The organism is Streptomyces sp. NPDC015130 (assembly GCF_043080005.1).
Classification (GTDB): Bacteria; Actinomycetota; Actinomycetes; order Streptomycetales; family Streptomycetaceae; genus Streptomyces.
This window is the reverse complement of record NZ_JBIBVC010000004.1, coordinates 419,832-440,459: the sequence shown is the minus strand read 5'-3', so window position 1 is coordinate 440,459 and position 20,628 is coordinate 419,832. Positions and strand designations below refer to the sequence as shown.

Sequence of the window (20,628 nt, the reverse complement as noted above, 5' to 3'; positions counted from 1 at the left end):
GGGAGGGGTGGGTCCCGGTGCCCGCCCGCGGTCAGGGTGCGGGCGGGCACCGGGTGTCGGGTGGGGCTCAGCCGATCAGGCCGAACCTCCACAGCTGGCTGGTCGCGCCGGTGGAGCAGCGCGCCGTGGTGAGTTGGATGTCGTTGTCGGCCGAGCTCCGGGGGATGTCCAGGCACTTGCGGCTGGAGAGCGAGACGACCTGGTAGGCGCCGGTCGAGACCTCGACGAGCTTCCACCGCTGGTCGGTGGCCGTGGCGGAGCAGGTCCACTGCTGGACGCTCACGCTGCCCTTGCCGTCCGGCAGGTCGAGGCACTTGCCGCTGTGGACCGCGGCGAGGGTGAAGGCGTCGGTGCCGGCCGCGGTCAGCCGCCACTGCTGGTTGGTGCCGCCGTTCGCCTCGTACTGGATGACGGCGGCGCCGTCGGCGTGCGACACCGCGCGCACGTCCATCCGCTTGGCGCTGTGCGCGCTGGTCACGGTGTAGGTGTGGCCGCTCTCCGGCGGGGTCGGTACACCGGTTCCGGCGCCGTCGAAGACGATCGCGTCCACGTCGTACGAGCGGGCCGTGGGCGCCTTGAACACCGCGTACACCGTCTGCGTGCCACCCGGATCGGTGATCGGGACGGGCACGGTGTTGACATAGGTGTCCCAGTCCCCGGTGGCCGGGACGGGGGTGGAGGAGATCAGGGCGCCGGTCGGCGAACCGGCCCTGAGCTCGATGGCGCCGCCGGTCGCGGTCGGGGCGGAGAAGCGGAAGGTGACGGTCTCCACGCCGGCCAGGTTCAGCGGCGAGAAGGAGATCCAGTCGTTGTCGTCAATGTCGCCGATGCGCTTGCCGTTCTCGGCGCCGCTCTGCTCGACCACCCGGATGCCGGACTGTCCGGTGAAGTACTCGGCCTGCTTGTGGCGGGGCTGGAGCTTCACCGTCGTGGTGCCCTGGAGGCCGCCGTCGTCGACGTAGTCGGCGGAGAGGACGACGGAGGTGTCGGCGGTGGCGTCGTGGCCCGAGGCACTGGTGGTGATCGAGCCGGTGCAGCCGGTGTACTGGCCGGTGTCGTGGCTGTGGCTGTCGTGGCCGAGCGCGGCGGTGACGACGACCTTCGAGCAGTCGACGGTGCCGTCCTCGGGGTCGGTCACGGAGACCGTGTAGGAGAGCGTGTCGCCGTAGTTGACCACACTGCCGTTGGCGGGGGTGGTGAAGGTGACCTTGGGACGGGTGTTGCCGACGGTGATCGTGGTGCTGGCGATGCCTGCCTTGCCGGCGGTGTCGGTGGCCGTCACGCGGGCCGTGTAGGTGCCGTTGACGGTGTAGGTGTGCGTGGGGTCCGGTCCCGTCCCGGTGGCGCCGTCGCCGAAGTCCCAGGCGTAGGTGAGGGCGTCGCCGTCGGGGTCGGCGGAGCCGGCCGCGGAGAAGGTGACCTGGAGCGGGCCCTGGCCGGAGTCGGGCGTGGCGGCGATCTTGGCGAGCGGGGTGCGGTTGCCGGCCACGTAGTCGACGCGGTAGATGCCGTCGTCGGTGTTCGAGTGGCCGAAGCCGTTGCCCCATTCGGCGATGTACAGGGCGCCGTCGGGGCCGAACTTCATGTCGATCGGGGCGCGCGGGGCGAGCTCGGCGACGAAGGGGCTGATCTTCAGGAGGCCGCCGCCCCCGTCGAGACGGAACTCCTTGACGAAGTTGCGGCTCCACTCGTAGAAGAACGGCGTCTTGTCGTAGTACGCGGGGAACTTCCGCTCCGAGGTGCTGGCCGCGTCGTAGTGGTAGAACGGGCCGCCCATCGGGGCCGCGCCGCCGGTGACCTCGATCTCGGGGAACTCCTCCGAGGCGTGGTAGTCGTACCAGACGGTGGCGGCCTTGGCCGGGGGCAGGGTGGTCAGACCGGTGTTGTTCGGCGAGTTGTTGACGGGCGCCGCGCAGTCGAACTTCGCGCCGGAGGCACCGGTGGCGAAGTCGTAGTCGTTGAACGGGGTGTTGTCGCCCACGCAGTACGGCCAGCCGTAGAAGCCGGGCTGCTTGATGAGGTTCCACTCGACGGTGCCCTCGGGGCCGCGGTTCGGGTTGGCCGAGCCCGCGTCGGGGCCGTACTCGCCGGCGGAGATCCAGCCGGTGACCGGGTCGACCCCGAAGCGGAAGGCGTTGCGGAAGCCCATCGCGTAGATCTCGGGGCGGGTCTTGGCGGTGCCGGGGGCGAACATGTTGCCCGCGGGGATCGTGTAGCCGCCGCCCGCCTCGGGGTGGACGCGGAGGATCTTGCCGCGCAGGTCGTCGGTGTTCGCGGAGGAGCGCTGGGCGTCGTACTTCTCGCGGCCCGGGCGCTCGTCGATCGGCGTGTAGCCGTCGGAGGCGAAGGGGTTGGTGTCGTCGCCGACGCCGATGTAGAGGTTGCCGCCGGGGCCGAAGTCGAGGCCGCCGCCGGTGTGGCCGGGCTCGTCGGTCTGGCGGTAGGCCGGGACCTCGATGACGGTCTTCTCGCTGGCCATGTCGAGCGTGTCGTCGCTCTTCACGGTGAACCGCGAGACCCGGTTGATCTCGGCGGTCCCGGCCGGCGAGTGGTTCACGTACACCCAGCGGTTGGTGGCGAAGTCCGGATCGAGGGCGAGGCCGATGCCGCCGTCCTCACCGCCGTCGTACACACCGAGGCGTCCGGCCACATGGGTCTCGGGCACGTTGTCGTGGGTGTGGATGACGTTGACGGCGCCGGAGCGGGAGACGTACCAGACGTCGCCGTCGTCGGCCACGTCCAGCTGCATGGGCTGGTCGGGCGCGCTGTCGAGCGTCACCTTCTGGTAGCGGTCGGCGACGGTGCCGCCGCAGTCGCCCTCGGCGGCACCCGCGGCCCACTTGAGGCCGCCGAGCAGGTGCTGCCGGAACAGCGGTTCGCTGTAGGAGGCGGTCTCGTGGCCCATGGCGGTGACCCACACCTTGCCGCCCTCGGCGTTGCGGCACCAGGAGATGGGGTGGTCGGCGCCCATCTTCGCGCCGCCCGCGTCGTACGTGGTCTCGTCGGCCGTGACGAGGACGTGCACGTCACCGCGGGCGTTCTTGTCGAAGTTGTACCACTCCTCGGCCCGCGTCCAGCGGTCCGGGAGCCCCTTCGTCGACGGGTGCGTCCGGTCGGCGACCTTGGCGGTGCCCTGCACGATGCTGGAGTGCGCGGTCATGTGGGCGCCGGCCATGACGACCTCGTCCCACCAGGGGAACTCGGACTCGATGTTCATGTCCGTGGCGTTGTGGACGGCCACGATGCCGTGTCCGCTGCGCACGTACTCCTGGGCGGCGGCGCGCTGGGCGTCGGTGTCCCACACCATGCCCGAGGTCTGGAGCATGACCACGGCGTCGTAGGTGTTCAGGGCGGCGGTGTTGAAGACGTCGGCGTCCTCGCTCCGGTCCACCTGGATGTCGTTCTCGGCGCCGAGCTGGGTGAAGGTCTGGACGGCGGCGTCGATCGAGGAGTGCCGGTAGGCACCGGCCGCCGTCTTCGTGAAGAGCAGGACCTTGTGGGTGGCGGCGGCGTCCTCGACGGGCTGGGCCTGGGCGAAACCGCCCGGTATGAGGAAGGCCGTGAGGACGGTACCGGTGAGAGCCGCCAGAGCGCGGCTCACGCGTGATGCTTGCACTGGGATCTCCGTGATGAGGAAGGGAGAGACGTGAGGTGCGGTACGTCGGTAGTGCGGTGGTGGTGGGTCGCTACGGAAGTGACGGAGGGGTCAGAGGGTGCGGAGGAACGCGAGTCCGTTCGTGGCCAGGTCGTCCTGACTGGCGGCCAGGGGGCGCCAGACGGAGGCCGCCGTCGCGATCGTGGTGTTGTCCGGTGTGAAGGACTCGATGACCCACGGGCCGGTGTATTCCGCGTCCTTGACCGCCGAGGCGAAGGCGGTCCAGTCGAAGTGGTCGGCGCCGGGGGCGCCGCGGTCCGTGCCGCAGACCTGGATGAGCGCGATACGGGATCCCGCGTCCCGGATCGCCTGGGCGGGACTCCTCTCCTCGATGTTCAGGTGGTAGGTGTCGAGCGCGATGCCGCACTCGTCGGGGAGGGCGTCGAGGGCCTGTTCGACGGTGTTGATCAGGCTGGTCTCGTACCGGTTGAGGGGCTCGACCCCGATCCGTACACCGCGCTCGCCGGCGTACGCGAGGACGGGCGCGAGGTTCTCGCGGAGCTCGGCGAGGACGGCGCGACGCTCGTCCGCGTCGAGCTTCCAGATGCGGCCCACGGAGGCGTAGGCCGGGCCGCTGACCGTCGGGGAGCCGACGGCGACGGCGACGTCCACGCAGTGCCGCAGGTATTCCTGGGTGTCGCGGACCGTCTCGGGCGAGGCCGCCACGAGCTCTCTGCCGGGGGGCATGACGAGGACCACCGAGGCGGCGAGTCCGTGCTCGTGGAGGAGGGCGGCGGCCCGCTCGGGTGACCAGTCGCCCGGCTGCTCGACGGGGAGTTCGATGGCGTCGAAGCCCCATCCGGCGACCTTGGGGACGAGCCGGCCGAGCGTCCCGTCGGTGGAGGGCGAGTCCCAGACCCAGGTGTTGACTCCGATCGCCGCCACTACTTGCCGCCCCACTTCTGCGGGTAGCCGGCCATCTTCTCGCAGCCGCAGAGCGCGTAGTGCAGCGGCGGCATGCCGGGCTTGAGGTAGGTGTCCAGGTTCTCCTGGGTGATGGTCGGCTGCGGCAGGTTCCAGACCTTGGGGACGCTCTCGCCCTTGAGGATCTTCAGCGCGGCGAGGACGGGCGTGCGCCACTGGTACGTCGGGTAGGTCGGCGCGATCGCGGTGAGCTTCGCGTCCTTCCACTTCTGGAGGAAGTCCTGCTGGTCCTCGCCGTTGATCGGCGGGACGGGCAGGCCGGCGTCCTCGAAGGCCTCGACGGCGGCGACGGCGGTGGCTCCGGCGTCCAGCCAGACGCCGTCGATCTTTCCGTGGCGCTGGATGTAGTTGGTGACGACGCTCTTCGTCCTGGCCGCGTCGCCGTCGGTGAACTCCACTCCGACGACGTCGAGTTCGCTCTTGTCGAAGGCGGCCTTCGCGGCCGACCAGCGGGTCTCCAGGACGTCGACGCCGGGCAGGATGCGCAGCGCGAGGATCTTCCCGCCGGGCTTGACCTTCTCGGTGAGGAACTCGGCGGCCTCGGCGCCGAAGGCGTAGCCGCCGATCGGCTTGATGAAGGTGACGGGGCAGTCGGTCCCGACACCGCGGTCGAAGACGATGACGGGGACCTTCGGGCAGGCGCCCTTGACGGCCGGGGTGAGGGTGGCGGTGGTGTTGGGCGAGACGATGAGGGCGTCACAGCCCTTGGCCTGGAGCTCGGCGATGTCCGAGATCTGCTTGTCGTCCTTGCCCTCGGCGTCGAGGACGGTGAACTTCGCGATCTCGGGGTGGGCGGCGACCTCGGCCTGCATGGTCTTCCAGCCGACCTGGCGCCAGGGGTTGTTGGTGGCCGCGTTGGAGAAGCAGAGGTGGTGCGGGCCGGCCTTCCTGTACTTCGCGGTGTCGACCGGCTTCGGGTCGATGGCCTGCTCCCACGGCTTGTCGGCGGGGCCGGTCGGCTGGGCGGCGCGCATGGCGAGCTGGGCTTCGTAGTCGGCCTGGACGAAGAAGGCGGACTGGTCGCCGGTCTTCTTCGGTCCCTCGGTGGTCGTCTCTGTGCCGGGGGTCTTCGCGGCGCCGGGGGCCGCGGAGTCCGAGGGCAGGTCGCTGGAGCAACCGGTCAGCGCCACGAGTGCGGCCACTGCGGAGGCGGCGAGGACACGTCTGGGGATGAGCTGCATGATGCTTCCTCTAGGCGGTGGTGGTGACGGGGTCGGAGGGGGTGGAGGAGGGCTTGGCGCGCCGCGGGATCCGGAGGTTCCCGAGGGCGACGGCGACGACGAGGATCAGGCCCTGGACGGTGTATTCGAGGGCGCCGGAGATCCCGTACAGGTTGAGCAGGGTGAAGAGGGCCTGGAGCGTGAAGGCTCCGGCGATGGCGGCGACGGCGGAGCCGCGCCCGCCGCCGAGGGCGACGCCGCCGAGGACGACCGCGGTGATCGCCTGGAACTCCAGGCCCTCGCCGACCTTGGCGGAGACCCCGGCGAAGCCGCCGAGGAGGACGGCGCAGACCGCCGCCGAGAGGCCGGAGAGGACGAAGGCCAGGGTCTTCACGCGGCGCACCCGCACGCCGGAGAGTCCGGCGGCGACCGGGTTGTCGCCCGAGGCGAGGAGCGTGCGGCCGAAGTCGGAGCGCATGAGGGCGAGTACGGCTCCGATGACGGCGAGGAGCACGAGCACCGACCACGGGACCGGGCCGAGGGTGCCGCGGCCGAAGCGGCGGAACTCCTCGGAGAGCGCGCCCTGCGGGGAGCCGTCGGTCCAGAGGAAGACGGCACCGGACAAGATGAGGAGCATGCCGAGGGTCACGATGAACGACGGCACCTTCAGGAGGGTGGTCACCGTCCCGTTGACGAGGCCCACGAGGGCCCCGAAGGCGAGGAGGAGGGCGACGACCGGCCAGGTGGCGCCGGAGTCGCCGTCGATGAGGCGGGCGGCGATGACGACCTCGGCGGTGACCAGGGAGCCGACGGAGAGGTCGAACTCGCCGGAGACGATGACGAAGTACTGGCCTGCGGCGAGGATCGCGAGCGGCGCGGCCCGCTTGACGAAGGCGAGGAAGCCCTCGGGTTCGAGGAAGAAGGGGTTGGCGATCGCGATCGCCACGAGGAGGACGGCCAGGACCCCGAGGATGGGCAGGTTGCGTCTCATCGTGCGCGCCTCCGGCGGGCGTAGAGCGCCAGGGCGGCGACGAGGACGACTCCTCGTACGACGTCCTTGGCGAAGGAATCGATCTCCAGCTGGTTGAAGACGCTGTCGAGGACGGCGAGGAGGAGGACTCCGCCGACGGTGCCGGCGACGCCGCCCTTGCCGCCGGCGAGGGCGGTGCCGCCGAGGACGACGGCCGCGATGGACTCCAGGTCGTAGCCGCCGTCGGTGCCGACGGTGGGTGCGCCCGCGCCGAGGCGGGCGGCGAGCAGCAGTCCCGCGGCGCCGGCGGTCAGGGAGCAGAGGACGTGGGTGGCGACGAGGACGCGGTCGGTCCGTACGCCGGAGAGGCGGGCGACCTCGGGGTCGCCGCCGACGGCGTGGATGCGGTAGCCGAGCGGGGTGCGGCGCAGCAGGAACCAGGCGGCGGCCGCGATGGCGAGCCAGAGCAGGGCCGAGACGGGCACGGGGCCGATGCGGTCGTAGCCGAGGTGCTGGAAGGACTCGGGGACACGGCCCGCGGGTCCGTCGTAGCGGTGTTCGAGGATGCCCTTGATGATGAGCGAGACGCCGAGGGTGGCGATGAAGGCGTGCACCTTGAGGGCGGTGATGACGAGACCGTTGACGAGTCCGGTGAGCGCGCTGACGAGGAGGACGGCGCCGATGGCGGGCAGGACGCCGTACTCGGCCATGGTCTCGGCGGCGACGAGCGAGCAGAGGCTCATCAGGAAGGCGACGGAGAGGTCGAGGGAGCCGGCGAGGATGGCCAGGGTCTGGCCTACGGCGACGATGCCGAGGGCGGCGGACCGCTGCTGGATGCCGACGATGTTGCTCTGGCCGAAGAACTCCCCGCCGTCGAGGACGAAGAGCAGCCAACCGATCATGATCATGACACCCAGGGCCACGAACACGGGCCTCGCCGGGCTGTCCACGGCGAAGCCCCGCAGGGCGGGCGGCTTGAGCGGGAGGGGGGTCTGGAGCTGCTGGCTCATGATCCGGCCGCCAGGTGCATCACGGCTTCCTCCGAGGAGTCTGCGGGCAGGTGTCCGGCGATCCGGCCGTCCCTGAGGACGACGATCCGGTCGCTCATGCCGATGAGTTCGGGGAGCTCGGAGGAGATCATCAGGACGGCCATGCCGTCCTCGGCGAGTTCCCTCACGAGCTCGTGGATGGCGGCCTTCGCCCCGACGTCCACCCCCCGGGTGGGCTCGTCGAAGAGGAGGACCTTCGGGGCGACCGTCAGCCACTTGGCGAGGACGACCTTCTGCTGGTTGCCGCCGGAGAGGTGGCGCACCTCCCGCTCCGGGCGCGGCGGGGCGAGGCGCACCCGCTCCAGGAGCTCCAGGACCGAGGTCCCGGCGCCCGCGCCGCCGCTCGCCCGGGCCACGAGCAGGGCGTTGTCCCGTACGGACTGGTGCAGGGCGAGGCCTTCGGCCTTGCGGTCCTCGGTGACGAGCCCGATGCCCGCGCGGATCGCGTCCTGCACGGAGCCGGGGCGCCGTGGCGTCATCTCGCCCCGGGTGAAGGGCTCGGCGCCGAAGAGCGCCTTGGCCAACTCCGTACGGCCCGCTCCCTGGAGCCCGGCGAGGCCGACGATCTCGCCCGCGCGCAGCTCCAGGTCGATCCCGTCCAGGACGTCGTTGCCGCCGCCGGTCACCGAGAGGAGGACGTCCCCGGCAGGGCGCGTGGCGCGTGCCGGGTAGTACTCGGTGAGCTCGCGGCCGACCATCAGCCGGACGAGCCCGGCGGTGGTGAGCTCCTCGATCGGCAGGGTGGCGACCTTGGCACCGTCCTTCAGGACGGTGACGCGGGCGGCGAGTTCGAAGATCTCCCGGAGCCGGTGGGAGATGTAGAGGACGGAGACCCCGCGTTCGCTGAGCCGGCGAACCAGGCGGTACAGCAGCTCGACCTCGCTCTCGGAAAGGGCGGCCGTCGGCTCGTCCATGACGACGATCCGGGCGTCCACCGAGAGCGCCTTGACGATCTCGACGACCTGCTGCTGCGCCACGGAGAGGCGGCGTACGAGATCGCGCGGGCCGAAGGAGGACTCGCCGAGCTCGTCGAGGAGGGTGGCGGTGGCCGTCTCCATCGCCGCCCGGTCGACCAGGCCGAAACGCTTCGGTTCGCGGCCGAGGAAGACGTTCTCGGCGACGGTCCGCTCGGGCAGGAGGGTGAGCTCCTGGTAGATGATCGCCACCCCGGCACGCTGGGCGTCCGTCGGATGCCTGAAGGAGACGGTCCGGCCGTCGAGTTCGATCGTTCCCTCGTCGGGGGTGTGCACCCCGGCGAGGATCTTCATCAGTGTCGACTTCCCCGCGCCGTTCTCGCCGATGAGGGCGTGCACCTCGCCGCGCTCGACGTCGAGGTCGACGTCGGTGAGGACGCGGGCTCCGGGGAAGCTCTTGCCGATGCCGGTCATTCTCAGCATGTGACCCACCCGCCGTCGTGTGCGGAGCGGAGGGCGGCGTCGGTGAGCTGCCCGGCGCGGGCGCCGTCGTCGAAGGTGGGCAGTCCGTCGCGGAGCTCCCCGCCGATGGCGGCGTAGGTGTCGGCGACGAAGGCTTCGAAGCAGTCGTGGAAGCCCTGCGGGTGGCCGGCGGGGAGCGGGGAGTACCGCCTGGCGGCCTCGGACAGGCTGAGCGGGTCGCGGACGAGCGCCTGGGAGCCGCTCCGGCCGCCGAGCCAGAGCTGTTCGGGGTTCTCCTGGTCGAAGGCGAGGCTGCCGGAGGCGGCGGACACCTCCAGGAAGAGGCGGTTCTTGCGGCCGGGGGCGACCTGGCTGACGGCCACGGAGCCGAGGGCCCCGGAGGCGGTGGCGAACTGCACGGTGGCGAGGTCCTCGGTGAGGACCGGTCCGCTGCCCACGCGGTGCGGGACGACGACGGAGGTCTGCGCGCACAGCCTGGTGATCCGGTCCCCCGTCACGAACTCGACGAGGTCGAACCAGTGCGAACCGATGTCGCCGATCGTGCGCCCGGGACCACCGAGTTCGGGGTCGACCCGCCAGTTGTCGTCGGTCGATTCCAGCAGCCAGTCCTGGAGGTAGCTGCCCTGGATGAGGCTGACGCGGCCGAGGTCGGCCAGGCGTGCCCGCGCCTCCCTGACCATCGGATGGAAGCGGTAGACGAAGGGGACGGCGCCGACCAGCTCCTTCTCCCTGGCCCGCTCGGCCATCTTCCGGGCCGTCGCGGAGTCGGTCGCGAGCGGCTTCTCGCAGATCACGGACAGGCCCGCGTCCATCGCCGCGAGCGCGAGCGGGGCGTGCAGGTGGTTGGGCGTGCAGACGTGGAGGACGTCGACGCAGCCGGAGGCGATCAGCTCGGCGGCCGACGCGAAGGCCCGCTCGGCGCCGAGTGCCTGCGCCCCCTCCTGGGCACTCGCCAGGTCAGCTCCCGCGACGCCCACCAACCGTGCGCCCACTTGTCGCGCGGCCCGGGCGTGGATCCGGCCGATGAAGCCAGTTCCGACGATCCCCACCCGTACTTCCGCCAACTGTCGTTGTATGTCGAGCATGTTTCGGATCGTAGGGATGACTTATGACGGGCGTCAACCATAAGTGCGACGGGAGTTATGATTAGTGCGTTCCCGGCAGTCCTGACCGCGACAGGGAAGGAAACAGCGAGTTGACCACCGAACCGGCAGGCGCCGGCGCCCTCCTGGCGATCCTCCGCGACGGCCGAGCCCGCACCCGTACCGAATTGGTGCAGCTCACCGGCCTGGCGCGGTCGACCGTGTCCCAGCGGCTCGACGCCCTCGCGGACCAGCACTGGATCCGGCCGACGGAGGACGCGATCTCCTCCGGCGGCAGGCCCGCCGTCGCCTTCTCCTTCAACTCCGAGGCGCGGACGGTCCTCGCCGCCGACCTGGGGGCCACTCACGCGCGGATCGCCCTCACCGACCTGTCCACCCGGGTCCTCGCCGAACGCAGCCGCGACCTGCGGATCACCGAGGGCCCCGAGTACGTCCTGGGCTGGCTCGTCGACGAGTTCACGGAGCTGCTCGCCGAGACCGGACGCACCCTCGCCGACGTGTGCGGCGTCGGCATCGGCCTCCCCGGCCCCGTCGAGCACACCTCGGGCCGGCCCGTGAACCCGCCGATCATGCCGGGCTGGGACGGCTTCGACGTACCCGGCTGGCTCGCGCCCCGCCTCGGCGCCCCCGTCCTGGTCGACAACGACGTCAACATCATGGCTCTCGGGGAGCACTGGGCCGCCAGCCCCGAGGTCGAGCACCTCCTCTTCGTCAAGGTCGGCACCGGCATCGGCTGCGGCATCATCACGGAACACCGTCTCCACCGCGGCGCCCAGGGCTCGGCCGGCGACATCGGCCACATCCGGGTGGCCGGGGCAGAGGACCGGCCCTGCCGCTGCGGCAACACCGGCTGCCTCGAAGCGGTCGCCGGCGGCGCCGCACTTGCCGCGCGCCTCCGGGAGGCGGGCGCGGACGCCCAGGACGGCCGGGACGTGGTCACCCTGGTCCGCGCCGGGAACCCGGCCGCGATCCAGATGATCCGTCAGGCGGGCCGCGACATCGGCGACGTCCTGGCCGCGCTGGTGAACTTCTTCAACCCCGGCGTGATCATCATCGGGGGAGACATCTCGGAGGCCGGGGAGCACCTGCTCGCCGGCGTACGCGAGGTCGTCTACAGCCGCTCCCTGCCCCTGGCCACCCAGCATCTCGCCATCCGGGGACGGGAACTCGCCGACCGCGCCGGCGTCATCGGCGCCTCCGTCATGGTCATCGAGCACACCCTCAGCCCTGCGGCAGTCGACCAGGCCATCGCGACGTCGGACGTGCAGGAGCTGACGTCTCCATGAGCGAGCGTCGCCCGCCTCGTGAGGCTCACGGCGGGCAGCGGGCAGCGGGCGGCAAACCGGCACTCGGAGGTGAACCCGCGCAGCAGTTCGGTGACATCGCAGGTTCGCTGTCGACCGCGCCACGGAGGTCCAGGCAAAGGCGCCGGCCAGGGGCGGAGGCTGCGGACTCGTCCATGTCTGGGTCGGCAGTGCTCTGCTTCCTGCCGGGCACCGCGGAACCAGCTCCTGCCCGTCGCATCCGCCAACGCGACGGACAGGAGCTGGTGTTCAGGGGGGCTGAGCGCTGTCGGCGACGACTGCTTCAGGAAGCGAGCGACACGCTGGGGGCGGCCTTGTTCCTGTCGGCAAGCGCGGCGAGGTGGCGCTCCGCGTCGAGTGCGGCCCGGCAGCCGGAGCCCGCGGCCGTGATGGCCTGCCGGTAGGTGTGGTCGACGACGTCACCGGCGGCGAAGACGCCCGGCAGGTTCGTACGGGTGGAGGACGCCTCCACCGTGATGTAGCCCTCGTCGTCGAGATCGACCTGGCCGGTGAACAGTTCGGTGCGCGGGTCGTGGCCGATGGCGATGAAGAGACCGGTGGCGTCGAGGTCGCGGGTCCTGCCGGTGAAGGTGTCGCGCAGCACGACGCCGGCGAGCATGCCGTTCTCGGCCTTGATCTCGGCGATCTCGCTGTCGAAGGCGAAGGAGATCTTGTCGTCCGCGAAGGCGCGGTTCTGCATGACCTGGGAGGCGCGCAGGGTCGAGCGGCGGTGGACGACGGTGACGGAGCGGGCGAAGCGGGTGAGGAAGGTGGCCTCCTCCATGGCGGTGTCACCGCCGCCGACCACGACGACGTCCCGGTCGCGGAAGAAGAAGCCGTCGCAGGTGGCGCACCACGAGACGCCGCGGCCCGAGAGCTCGTCCTCGTTCGGGAGGCCGAGCTTGCGGTAGCCGGAGCCGGTCGCGATGATCACGGCCTTGGCGCGGTGGACCGTGCCCTCGGAGTCGGTGACTTCCTTGATGTCGCCGGTCAGCTCGACGGAGACGATGTCGTCGTCGATCATCTCGGCGCCGAAGCGCTCGGCCTGGGCCCTCATGCTCTCCATGAGGACCGGCCCGTCGACACCCTCCGGGAAGCCCGGGAAGTTCTCGACCTCGGTCGTCGTGGTCAGCGAGCCGCCCACGAAGATCGAGCTGCCGAACAGCAGCGGCTTCAGCTGCGCGCGGGCGGTGTAGAGGGCGGCGGTGTATCCGGCAGGGCCGGAGCCTATGACGATGACCTCGCGGATGTCGTCGGGGGTGTGGTCGGTCACGCGTGTCACGCCTCCTGCTTCGCGTCGATCTCGGCGACGAGGCCCTCGATCAGGACCTTGATCTCGTCACGGATCGGGCGGACGGCCTCGACACCCTGGCCGGCCGGGTCCTCCAGCGCCCAGTCGAGGTACTTCTTGCCGGGGAAGATCGGGCAGGCGTCGCCGCAGCCCATGGTGATGACGTAGTCGGACGCCTGGACGGCCTCGGTGGTCAGCACCTTCGGCTTCCGGTCGGAGATGTCGACGCCGACCTCGGCCATGGCCTCGACGGCGGCCGGGTTGACCTGGTCGCCCGGAATCGAACCGGCGGAGCGGACCTCGACTCGATCGCCGGCCAGGTGGTTGAGGAATCCGGCGGCCATCTGGGAGCGGCCCGCGTTGTGGACGCAGACGAAGAGCACGGAGGCGAGCGGAGCGGTGGTCATCGGTTCTTCCTTAGGCGGGGATGGAGCGTGGCGCGGGGAGGGGAGGCTTCAGGCGCTGGGCAGGGTATCCAGCAGGGTGGTGATGCTGCCGCGAACCGCTCCGCCAGGACCACGAGGTGGGTGCTGACGTGCGCACTCTCGGCGAGTTGCTCGTAGGAGTCGGCGATCAGCCGCTGCACTGTCTCCAGCGAGTACCGGCCCTGGTGGCGTACGGCGAGGCGGGCGACACCGGCCGCGAGGCGTTCCTCGGGAAGGACCGGGTGCGAGGACGCGGTCATGGAGAGAACCCCCTGGGCTCAAAGAGGTCAGCCCAGGCTGGTATCAGCTCCGGGTGATGTGAGAGTATCAGCACATGATGACGTCAGTCGATACTGATCTGATTCGGGTTCTGGGTGATCCCCTGCGCCTCCAGATCGTGACCCTGCTCGCCCGAGAGACGCTGTGCACCTCTCATCTCGTGGAGGAGACCGGTGCCAAGCAGACCAACCTCTCGAACCACCTGAGAGTGCTGCGCGAGGCGGGGGTCGTGGAGACGGAGCCTTGCGGCCGGTTCACCTACTACCGCCTCAAGCCGGATGTCATCGAGCAGCTCGCCGGGCAGTTCGCCGCCCTCGCGCAGACCGCGCGCCTGACCGCCGAGGCGAACTTCAAGCGATCCTGCCCCTGACCCTGCCCCCTGTGCCTCACCTGCCGAGGAGTACCCGCCCGTGACCGCCACCGAGCCCGCTGCGAGCGACGCCATGGCCACCGACCCGTCGCCGCAGCCCGCGCCTGGCGCCACCCCGCCCCGTACCCCGTTGGTCGCCCGCGCCGCCGCCGAGCTGGTCGGTACGGCCGCGCTCGTCGCCGTCGTCGTCGGGTCCGGCATCCAGGCCACCCGGCTCACCGACGACGTGGCGCTGCAGCTCCTCGCCAACTCCACCGCCACCGTCTTCGGCCTCGGCGTCCTCATCGCACTCCTCGGACCGGTCTCCGGCGCGCACTTCAACCCCGCCGTCACCCTGGCGGAGTGGTGGACCGCCCGCCGTGGCGGCGCGGGCGTGAACGCCCGTGAACTCGCCGTCTACGCGCCCTCCCAGATCGTCGGCGCGATCGCGGGCGCGGTCCTGGCGGACGCGATGTTCGGCGAGCCGCTGGTGAAGTGGTCCACGCACGACCGCTCGGCCGGGAACCTGCTCCTCGGCGAGGTCGTCGCGACCGCCGGCCTGATCCTGCTGATCTTCGGTCTCGCCCGCACCGACCGGCTCCGCTTCGCACCCGTGGCCGTCGCCTCGTACATCGGCGCCGCCTACTGGTTCACCTCCTCGACCTCGTTCGCGAACCCGGCGGTCACGATCGGCCGAGCCTTCACCGACACCTTCGCCGGCATCGCGCCCGCCTCCGTTCCCGCCTTCGTCGGCATGCAGATCATCGGAGCAGCTGCGGGCCTGGCCCTGGTCGCGGTCATCTTCATGCGTGGGAAGACGGACGCGGAATGACCGAGGTCGTGGATGTGGTGGTGATCGGCGGCGGCCAGGCCGGGCTCGCCGCCGGCTACCACCTGCGCCGCCTCGGCGTGGACTTCGTCGTCCTCGATGCCCAGGCCACTCCGGGCGGAGCCTGGCGGCACACGTGGGACTCGCTCCACCTCTTCTCCCCGGCCGCGTACTCCTCCCTCCCGGGCCGGCTCATGCCACCACAGCCGGGCGAGACATACCCGGAGGCCGCACACGTCGTCGACTACCTGACCGACTACGAGCAGCGGTACGAGCTCCCCGTCGTGCGCCCCGTCCGCGTCGGAGCGGTCCACCGCGACGGCGAGTTCCTACGCGTCGAGGCCGATACCGCTACCTGGCACGCCCGTGCGGTCGTCAGTGCGACCGGCACCTGGTGGCGTCCGTTCATCCCCGCCGTCCCCGGCCGTACGGACTTCCAGGGCACCCAGCTCCACACGGTCGAATACCGACGCCCGGCCGACTTCGCCGGGCAGCGGGTCGTGGTGGTGGGCGGAGGGAACTCCGGCGCCCAGATCGCCGCCGATCTCGCGTACGACACCGAGCTGACCTGGGTCACCCTGCGCGAACCTCGGTATCTCGCCGACGACATCGACGGCCGAGCCCTCTTCGACCACGCCACCGCCCGCCGCCGCGCCCTCGACGAAGGCCACACGGACACGGGCGGCGTCGCCTCCCTGGGCGACATCGTGGCCGTCCCGCCCGTACGCGAGGCCCGCGACGCCGGACTGCTCAAAGCCCAGCCGATGTTCGACCGGATCACGGCAACTGGCATCGCCTGGGCCGACGGGACGACCGCAGACGCCGACGCGATCGTCTGGTGCACCGGCTTCCGCCCCGCCCTCGCCCACCTCTCACCCCTCGGCCTGCGCGGACCCCGGGGCCACATCCCCACGGCCGGCACCCAGGCGATCGGCGAGCCCCGCCTGCACCTCCTCGGTTACGGCGACTGGACCGGACCGGCGTCCGCCACCCTCATCGGCGTCGGCCGGCCCGCTCGCGAAGCCGCCCGCCGGATCGCCGGCCTGCTCGGCACCGCCTGAGCCGGCGGGACGCGTGTGGATGGTGCGGATGTCGCCGTCCATGCACGGGTCCGGGTCGGTCGCAGCGCCTTGGGCGTAGCGGACAAAGGATCCGGACAGCGGTCAGCTCGGCGTAGGCCGGTAACCGTCGGAGGTGCGCGGCTGCTCGGGCGGTGGACCCGACTCTTCGTCAAGCGGATCGCTCCCGTCGACGCCCTGAGGTCCGGCGTGCGGTTGCCCGCTTGGGGACCATGCCCAGGCTCGGAGGTCCAGCCGAATCCTGAGCGTATGCCCGGTGTCATTCCCCGAAGGTCTGGCTGCGCTCTCGCTGGGTGGGCGGTCACCAGCGAGGATGCCCCTGATGACCGCGGACCAAGACCTCGCCCCTGCCCGCTCGACACACCCGGCGCCTGTGGTGTTCGGCGCGGGAGCTGCCATCGGCGTTCTGGGCGGGATGATCGGTCTGGGCGGCGCGGAGTTCCGCCTGCCGCTGCTGATCGGGCTCTTCGCGTTCGCCGCGCTCTCGGCCGTCATCCTGAACAAGGCGATGAGCCTGATCGTGGTGCTGGTCGCACTGCCCGCCCGACTCGCGGCGGTCCCGGCCACCGAAGTGGCCGCACGCTGGCCCGTCGCGGTCAACCTGCTGGCCGGCAGCCTACTGGGCGCCTGGGCGGGAGCGACCTGGGCCGTGCCCATGCGGAGCGCCACCCTCTACAAAGTGCTGGCGGCTCTGATGGCGCTCATGGCAGCCGCCCTGGCTGTCACACGCACCACCGCCGTGGAGACTCTCGCGCTGCCGCCGTGGAGACGCTCGCGCTGCCGCCGTGGGCTCAGGTGCCCGCAGGTGTTGTGGCCGGCTTCGGAATCGGGGTGGTCGCGGCGATCATGCCCCGCCACCGGTCGCCCATGACGGTGGCGGCCTGCCTCCAGCAACTCGGCGACCTCGTCCAGCGTGAAGCCCAGCCACTGTGCGGCCTTGATCACCCGCAGCACGGTGATCACTTCTTCGTCGTACAGACGGTGCCCGCCGGGGCTGCGGTCGGGAGCGGGCAGCAGGCCACGCCGCTCGTAGGAGCGCAGGGTCTGGATGTTCACCCCAGCCGCGTCCGCGACCTGCCCGCTGCGCATCGCTTCGCCGGTCACGGCGTATCCCGGCGGGCGGCCGCCCTCTCCTCCAGGGCATCCAGCACGGCCTCGTGGGCGCAGTCGACAGAGATGTCCAGACGAATCAGCCCGGGGCCCGGGCTGACGGTGAACGTGAAGAACGAGCAGCAGCCGCTCTCACGCGCGACCAGGTCGCGCACCATTTCCTGCACGCCGTCCCCGCCGACGAGCGCGAGACACAGCCGGAGCCGGTCGGGCCGGGCCACTTCCGTCAGGCGCTCGGTGAACAGCATGTCGAACTCGGCCACCCGCAGCGGCTGCTCGGCGGTCGGCAGTGCGCACGAGTCCGGTACCCAGGCACTCATCGTGACCCCTTCCGTCCTCGTCGCTTCCACCCTCGTGGGCGGGCACATCTCCGACGGTAGACCTGTACCCGGGTACAGGTGGCAAGTCCGAGTTCCCGCCGGAACTACGCGATGGCCGCCTCGGTGAGGAGCGCGCCCATGGCTGCCAGGAAGGCCCGGTCGCGCCCGACGATCTCCACCTCCGGATGCTCCTCGAACCGGCGGGCGACGGTCTCGACGGTCCCCCGCTGCCGGCGTCTGCCCTTCTGCGGGGCCGTCCTGTCTCACCTGCCGGAGGCCGGGGGTCACGGGTGCGCGGACGAGCCGCTTCCTCGGTCGGTCAGGAGCGCTTCGGCAGCGGCCGTCGAAATCACCTGGGCAACGGTGGACAGGGCGGGCGAGTCCAGCTTCCACTGCTGCCAGTAGAGCGGGACGTCCATGGGTCGCGTCGGCGCCAGTTCCACCAGCCGGCCCGAGCGCAAGAGCGGCTCTGCCTGCGGTTCGGGCACCATGCCCCAGCCGAGGCCGAAGGCCACCGCATCCCGGAACCCGTCTGATGTGGGCACGAGGTGACGGATTCGCCCGGCGCCTGAACGGCCCTGGGTGAGCGCCCGCACGAAGGCGTCCTGGAGGCCGTCGCGTCGGTCGAAGACCACGGTCGGGGCCTCGCGCAGATCCTGTGACAGGGCCCCCGTGAAGTGGCGGGCGGCGAACTCGGGTGCTGCGACGGCGCGGTAGCGGGCAAGTCCGAGCCGGCGCACCGTGCAGCCGGCCACGGGGTCGGGCGACGAGGTGACGGCTGCCATCACCTGCCCCTCACGCAGCAGGGCAGTGGTGTGCGACTCGTCTTCCCGGTAGAGCTCGAAGGAGATCGGCGGGGCCTGCGGGACCCGGGTGAGCGCGGGCAGGAACCAGGTGGCCAGGGAGTCGGCGTTGACCGCGATCGGGATCCGGACCGGACCCGATTCGGACCCCAGGCCGAGTTCGGTGCGGGCGTCCCGTTCCAGCCGCGCCAGCTGGCGGGCGAACCGCACCACCACCTCGCCGGACTCGGTGGGGCGCACCGGTTTGGTGCGCAGCAGCAGGACCCGGCCGGTGCGCTGCTCCAGAGCCTTGACGCGCTGGCTGACGGCGGAGGGCGTCACGTGCAGGGCGACGGCCGCGGCGTCGAAGGTGCCCTCGTCGACCACCGCGAGCAGCGTCCGGACCTGGTCCAGGGGAAGCTCATCCATAAGTAGAGCTAAGGCTACTTAAGAATCTTTAGCTGTACTCATCAGGCCGGGTTTCCTACGGTCGGAACATGATCAGCCCGCTCTTCGCCGCCGTGCTCGCCGGATTCGGCACCGGCCTCTCCCTCATCGTGGCCATCGGCGCACAGAACGCGTTCGTCCTGCGTCAAGGCGCCCGCGGTCACGCCGTCCTCGCGGTTGTCGCGATCTGCGCTGTTTCGGACGCGGTGCTGATCGCGCTCGGCGTGGCGGGTGTCGGTGCGGTGGTCACGGCGTGGCCGGCGGCGCTGACCGTGGTGGGCCTGGCGGGCGGGGCGTTCCTGCTCGGCTACGGTCTCCTCGCGGCCCGTCGCGTCCTTCGTCCTGATCCGGCCGCGGCCCTGGCCACGGGCGGACCGGATGCGGGCTCGGCCCGGCGGGCGGTCCTGACCTGCCTGGCGATGACGTGGCTGAACCCGCACGTGTATCTGGACACCGTGCTGCTGCTGGGCTCACTCGCCTCCGACCGCGGCGACCTGCGATGGGCCTTCGGCGTGGGCGCAGCCGCAGCCAGCTTGGGCTGGTTCTTCGCGCTGGGCTTCGGTGCGCGGCTGCTGAGCGGCGTCCTGTCCCGGCCGAAGGCCTGGCGGGTACTGGACGGGCTGGTCGCGGCGACCATGCTGGCCATGGGCGGAATGCTGGTCGCCGGTGTCTAGGCCGGGCACTGTCCGGGCGATCATGCGTGTAGCTGGATGCAGCCGGGCAAGCCTCGATTCACACAAGGTCGGGCGGCTGGACGATGCCCTATCGTCCTCGCATGACAGGAATAGACGGTGCCGAGATCGCTGACGACGATCTCCTGGCTCTACTGGTCGAACGCGTTCCCGAGACCAGGCGCTTGGTCGAGGAGAAGTACGGGCTTCGGCGAGATGAAGCGCCGCCGACAGTCGACACGGGGGTCCATCTGTACGAGAACCTCCTCGACCTCTTGACGAGGGGGGTTCTCCAGCCGGCTCTGGAACGTGCGGAACCGGACAGCGACCTGCTCCAGCGATGTTTCGGCTTCGTGGAGGACGTCTACGCCGACACCAGCGCGCATCGGCGCGGCGCAGTCTACTTCCAGGTTCTGGAGTGCCTGCTCGAGGCGAGGCAGTATCTGGACAATGCCATTCCCTACCTGCAAGGGCCGGTTCGGGAAGCGGTCTCGCGCATGCTCACGGACTACGAGGTTGAAGGCTACGAGCACGGCCTGCCCTCGCCCTGAACGAACGATGAGGGACCAATCGCTCGGCCCCGGCCGATCACGTGCGGAGCCAGATGCCGTGTCGACCGCGGCCTGGACCTGCTGGAGCAGGCGTTCCCAGATGCCGTCGGCCGACCACAGGCGGTGGAGTTCGTAGCCGCCTTCCACGGCCCGAACCGTTCGGGCAGGTCACGCCACTGCACCCCGAGCCGCACCCTGCGCAGAATCCCGTCCGTCACCTGCCTCGCAGTCACACAGGCACGTCGGGCTCGCGGCCGGTACCACGAGCCCGAGAAGGCTCAGTCGGTCGGGCGCCGCGGGGCGCTCGCCACTCCTGAGTCCCGGCCGCTCAGTTCGGCGTCCAGCGTCTCCTGGGCCATGCGCATCGACGCGGCGTACTGCGGCTCGAACATACGCTCCCAGGCCTGGTCCGGTTCGACGTGCTCGACCCGGCTCACCACCCACCAGATGTTGCCGAACGGATCGCGTACCCGGCCACCGCGATCCCCCCACGCGCTGTCAGCGATCTCGGTGACCACCTGAGCCCCGTGCGCAACAGCGGCGGCCATGGCGGCGTCCGCGTCCGGGACGTAGACCCGCAGCAGCGAGGGCATCACCGGCCAGTCGGGCCGTCGGTCGAAGGCCAGCACCACCGTGTCGCCGACGCGGATCTCACCATGGCCGATGGTGCCGTCCTCGACCGGAACCCGCGCGATCTCCTCGCCGTCGAACGCGGCGGTGATGAAGTCGAGCAGCGCACCGGTGTCATCGGTGACCACCCACGGTGCGACGCTGGTGTAACCCTCGGGCGCAGTGTGCTTCATCGGTCTCGTCCTCTCCCACGGTCCCTCTCGATGCGACGACCCTAGGACCCAAGTAGGACAACTGCAGACCTAGAAAAGACGCGAGACCAGCACCACATTCATCGGCTTCCTGGCTGTGGACCTCTGGCCC

General features: G+C 70.9%; 20 protein-coding genes and 2 pseudogenes. 7 read left to right on the top strand and 15 right to left on the bottom strand.

All coding sequences use genetic code 11. From position 1 onward, the window contains the following. Positions 1-67 precede the first annotated feature (67 nt). From ACF08F_RS10670 to ACF08F_RS10640, 7 genes are all read right to left on the bottom strand, one after another. Positions 68-3,601 (bottom strand): ThuA domain-containing protein, encoded by a 3,534-nt coding sequence (locus tag ACF08F_RS10670; protein ID WP_392298145.1) that lies wholly within the window; start codon positions 3,599-3,601, stop codon positions 68-70. A gap of 105 nt (positions 3,602-3,706) precedes the next feature. Next, the gene (locus tag ACF08F_RS10665; protein ID WP_392298144.1) at positions 3,707-4,540 is read right to left on the bottom strand and encodes a sugar phosphate isomerase/epimerase family protein; all 834 of its coding nucleotides are present in this window, start codon (positions 4,538-4,540) and stop codon (positions 3,707-3,709) included. Continuing rightward, positions 4,540-5,760, bottom strand: coding sequence for a substrate-binding domain-containing protein (locus tag ACF08F_RS10660; protein ID WP_392298143.1), 1,221 nt, complete (start codon positions 5,758-5,760; stop codon positions 4,540-4,542). The genes ACF08F_RS10665 and ACF08F_RS10660 overlap by 1 nt, the downstream gene beginning before the upstream one ends. Before the next feature lie 10 nt (positions 5,761-5,770). After that, positions 5,771-6,730 carry an ABC transporter permease gene (locus ACF08F_RS10655; protein WP_392298142.1) on the bottom strand — a complete coding sequence of 320 codons (960 nt, stop codon included), beginning with the start codon at positions 6,728-6,730 and terminating at the stop codon, positions 5,771-5,773. Then, positions 6,727-7,719, bottom strand: a complete 993-nt coding sequence (locus tag ACF08F_RS10650; protein WP_392298141.1) for an ABC transporter permease — start codon at positions 7,717-7,719, stop codon at positions 6,727-6,729. The genes ACF08F_RS10655 and ACF08F_RS10650 overlap by 4 nt, the downstream gene beginning before the upstream one ends. Then, positions 7,716-9,155: a sugar ABC transporter ATP-binding protein gene (locus ACF08F_RS10645; RefSeq protein WP_392298140.1), complete on the bottom strand. Its 1,440-nt coding sequence runs from the start codon at positions 9,153-9,155 to the stop codon at positions 7,716-7,718. Before ACF08F_RS10645 ends, ACF08F_RS10650 begins: the two co-directional genes overlap by 4 nt. Further along, entirely contained in the window at positions 9,149-10,240 is a 1,092-nt protein-coding gene (locus ACF08F_RS10640; protein WP_392298139.1) for a Gfo/Idh/MocA family protein, read from the bottom strand. Before ACF08F_RS10640 ends, ACF08F_RS10645 begins: the two co-directional genes overlap by 7 nt. Positions 10,241-10,350: 110 nt before the next feature. Here ACF08F_RS10640 and ACF08F_RS10635 point away from each other — a divergent pair, with 110 nt between their 5' ends. After that, positions 10,351-11,544: an ROK family protein gene (locus ACF08F_RS10635; protein WP_392298138.1), complete on the top strand. Its 1,194-nt coding sequence runs from the start codon at positions 10,351-10,353 to the stop codon at positions 11,542-11,544. 301 nt (positions 11,545-11,845) lie between these two features. Here the strand turns inward: ACF08F_RS10635 and trxB are convergent, their stop codons facing one another. From trxB to ACF08F_RS10620, 3 genes are read right to left on the bottom strand one after another with little or no spacing between them, the layout of a single operon-like run. Beyond that, positions 11,846-12,835 (bottom strand): thioredoxin-disulfide reductase, encoded by a 990-nt coding sequence (gene trxB, locus ACF08F_RS10630; RefSeq protein ID WP_392298137.1) that lies wholly within the window; start codon positions 12,833-12,835, stop codon positions 11,846-11,848. Positions 12,836-12,840: 5 nt separating this feature from the next. Further along, entirely contained in the window at positions 12,841-13,260 is a 420-nt protein-coding gene (locus tag ACF08F_RS10625) for an arsenate reductase ArsC (RefSeq protein WP_392298136.1), read from the bottom strand. Continuing rightward, positions 13,257-13,538, bottom strand: a complete 282-nt coding sequence (locus tag ACF08F_RS10620) for a three-helix bundle dimerization domain-containing protein (protein WP_392298135.1) — start codon at positions 13,536-13,538, stop codon at positions 13,257-13,259. Before ACF08F_RS10620 ends, ACF08F_RS10625 begins: the two co-directional genes overlap by 4 nt. A 74-nt stretch (positions 13,539-13,612) precedes the next feature. Here ACF08F_RS10620 and ACF08F_RS10615 point away from each other — a divergent pair, with 74 nt between their 5' ends. The 4 genes from ACF08F_RS10615 to ACF08F_RS10600 all read left to right on the top strand — a co-directional run bounded on the left by ACF08F_RS10615 (position 13,613) and on the right by ACF08F_RS10600 (position 16,685). Next, complete coding sequence (locus tag ACF08F_RS10615; RefSeq protein WP_392298134.1) at positions 13,613-13,927, top strand: ArsR/SmtB family transcription factor; 315 nt, start codon at positions 13,613-13,615, stop codon at positions 13,925-13,927. Positions 13,928-13,967: 40 nt separating this feature from the next. Continuing rightward, the gene (locus ACF08F_RS10610; RefSeq protein WP_392298133.1) at positions 13,968-14,738 is read left to right on the top strand and encodes an aquaporin; all 771 of its coding nucleotides are present in this window, start codon (positions 13,968-13,970) and stop codon (positions 14,736-14,738) included. Beyond that, complete coding sequence (locus ACF08F_RS10605) at positions 14,735-15,796, top strand: ArsO family NAD(P)H-dependent flavin-containing monooxygenase (protein ID WP_392298132.1); 1,062 nt, start codon at positions 14,735-14,737, stop codon at positions 15,794-15,796. The genes ACF08F_RS10610 and ACF08F_RS10605 overlap by 4 nt, the downstream gene beginning before the upstream one ends. 340 nt (positions 15,797-16,136) lie before the next feature. After that, on the top strand, positions 16,137-16,685 hold the full coding sequence (locus tag ACF08F_RS10600) for a TSUP family transporter (RefSeq protein ID WP_392298131.1): 549 nt from the start codon (positions 16,137-16,139) through the stop codon (positions 16,683-16,685). A 23-nt stretch (positions 16,686-16,708) separates the two neighbouring features. Here ACF08F_RS10600 and ACF08F_RS10595 read toward each other — a convergent pair. The 3 genes and pseudogenes from ACF08F_RS10595 to ACF08F_RS10585 all read right to left on the bottom strand — a co-directional run. Further along, a pseudogene (locus tag ACF08F_RS10595) lies at positions 16,709-16,903 on the bottom strand (MerR family transcriptional regulator); the annotation flags it as partial. Positions 16,904-16,914: 11 nt separating this feature from the next. Next, positions 16,915-17,244 carry a hypothetical protein gene (locus ACF08F_RS10590; RefSeq protein WP_392298130.1) on the bottom strand — a complete coding sequence of 110 codons (330 nt, stop codon included), beginning with the start codon at positions 17,242-17,244 and terminating at the stop codon, positions 16,915-16,917. Between the two features lie 284 nt (positions 17,245-17,528). Beyond that, complete coding sequence (locus tag ACF08F_RS10585; protein ID WP_392298129.1) at positions 17,529-18,455, bottom strand: LysR family transcriptional regulator ArgP; 927 nt, start codon at positions 18,453-18,455, stop codon at positions 17,529-17,531. A 68-nt stretch (positions 18,456-18,523) separates the two neighbouring features. On the opposite strand from ACF08F_RS10585, the gene ACF08F_RS10580 reads away from it, so the two are divergent. Together ACF08F_RS10580 and ACF08F_RS10575 are read left to right on the top strand one after the other, a co-directional pair. Further along, positions 18,524-19,147, top strand: a complete 624-nt coding sequence (locus ACF08F_RS10580) for a LysE/ArgO family amino acid transporter (protein ID WP_392298128.1) — start codon at positions 18,524-18,526, stop codon at positions 19,145-19,147. Between the two features lie 101 nt (positions 19,148-19,248). Continuing rightward, positions 19,249-19,695, top strand: a complete 447-nt coding sequence (locus tag ACF08F_RS10575) for a hypothetical protein (RefSeq protein ID WP_392298268.1) — start codon at positions 19,249-19,251, stop codon at positions 19,693-19,695. A 6-nt stretch (positions 19,696-19,701) separates the two neighbouring features. On the opposite strand, the pseudogene ACF08F_RS10570 reads toward ACF08F_RS10575, so the two are convergent. Together ACF08F_RS10570 and ACF08F_RS10565 are read right to left on the bottom strand one after the other, a co-directional pair. Then, positions 19,702-19,919: pseudogene (locus tag ACF08F_RS10570) on the bottom strand (transposase); the annotation flags it as partial. Positions 19,920-19,973: 54 nt separating this feature from the next. Continuing rightward, complete coding sequence (locus tag ACF08F_RS10565; RefSeq protein ID WP_392298127.1) at positions 19,974-20,498, bottom strand: VOC family protein; 525 nt, start codon at positions 20,496-20,498, stop codon at positions 19,974-19,976. Positions 20,499-20,628: the final 130 nt, after the last annotated feature.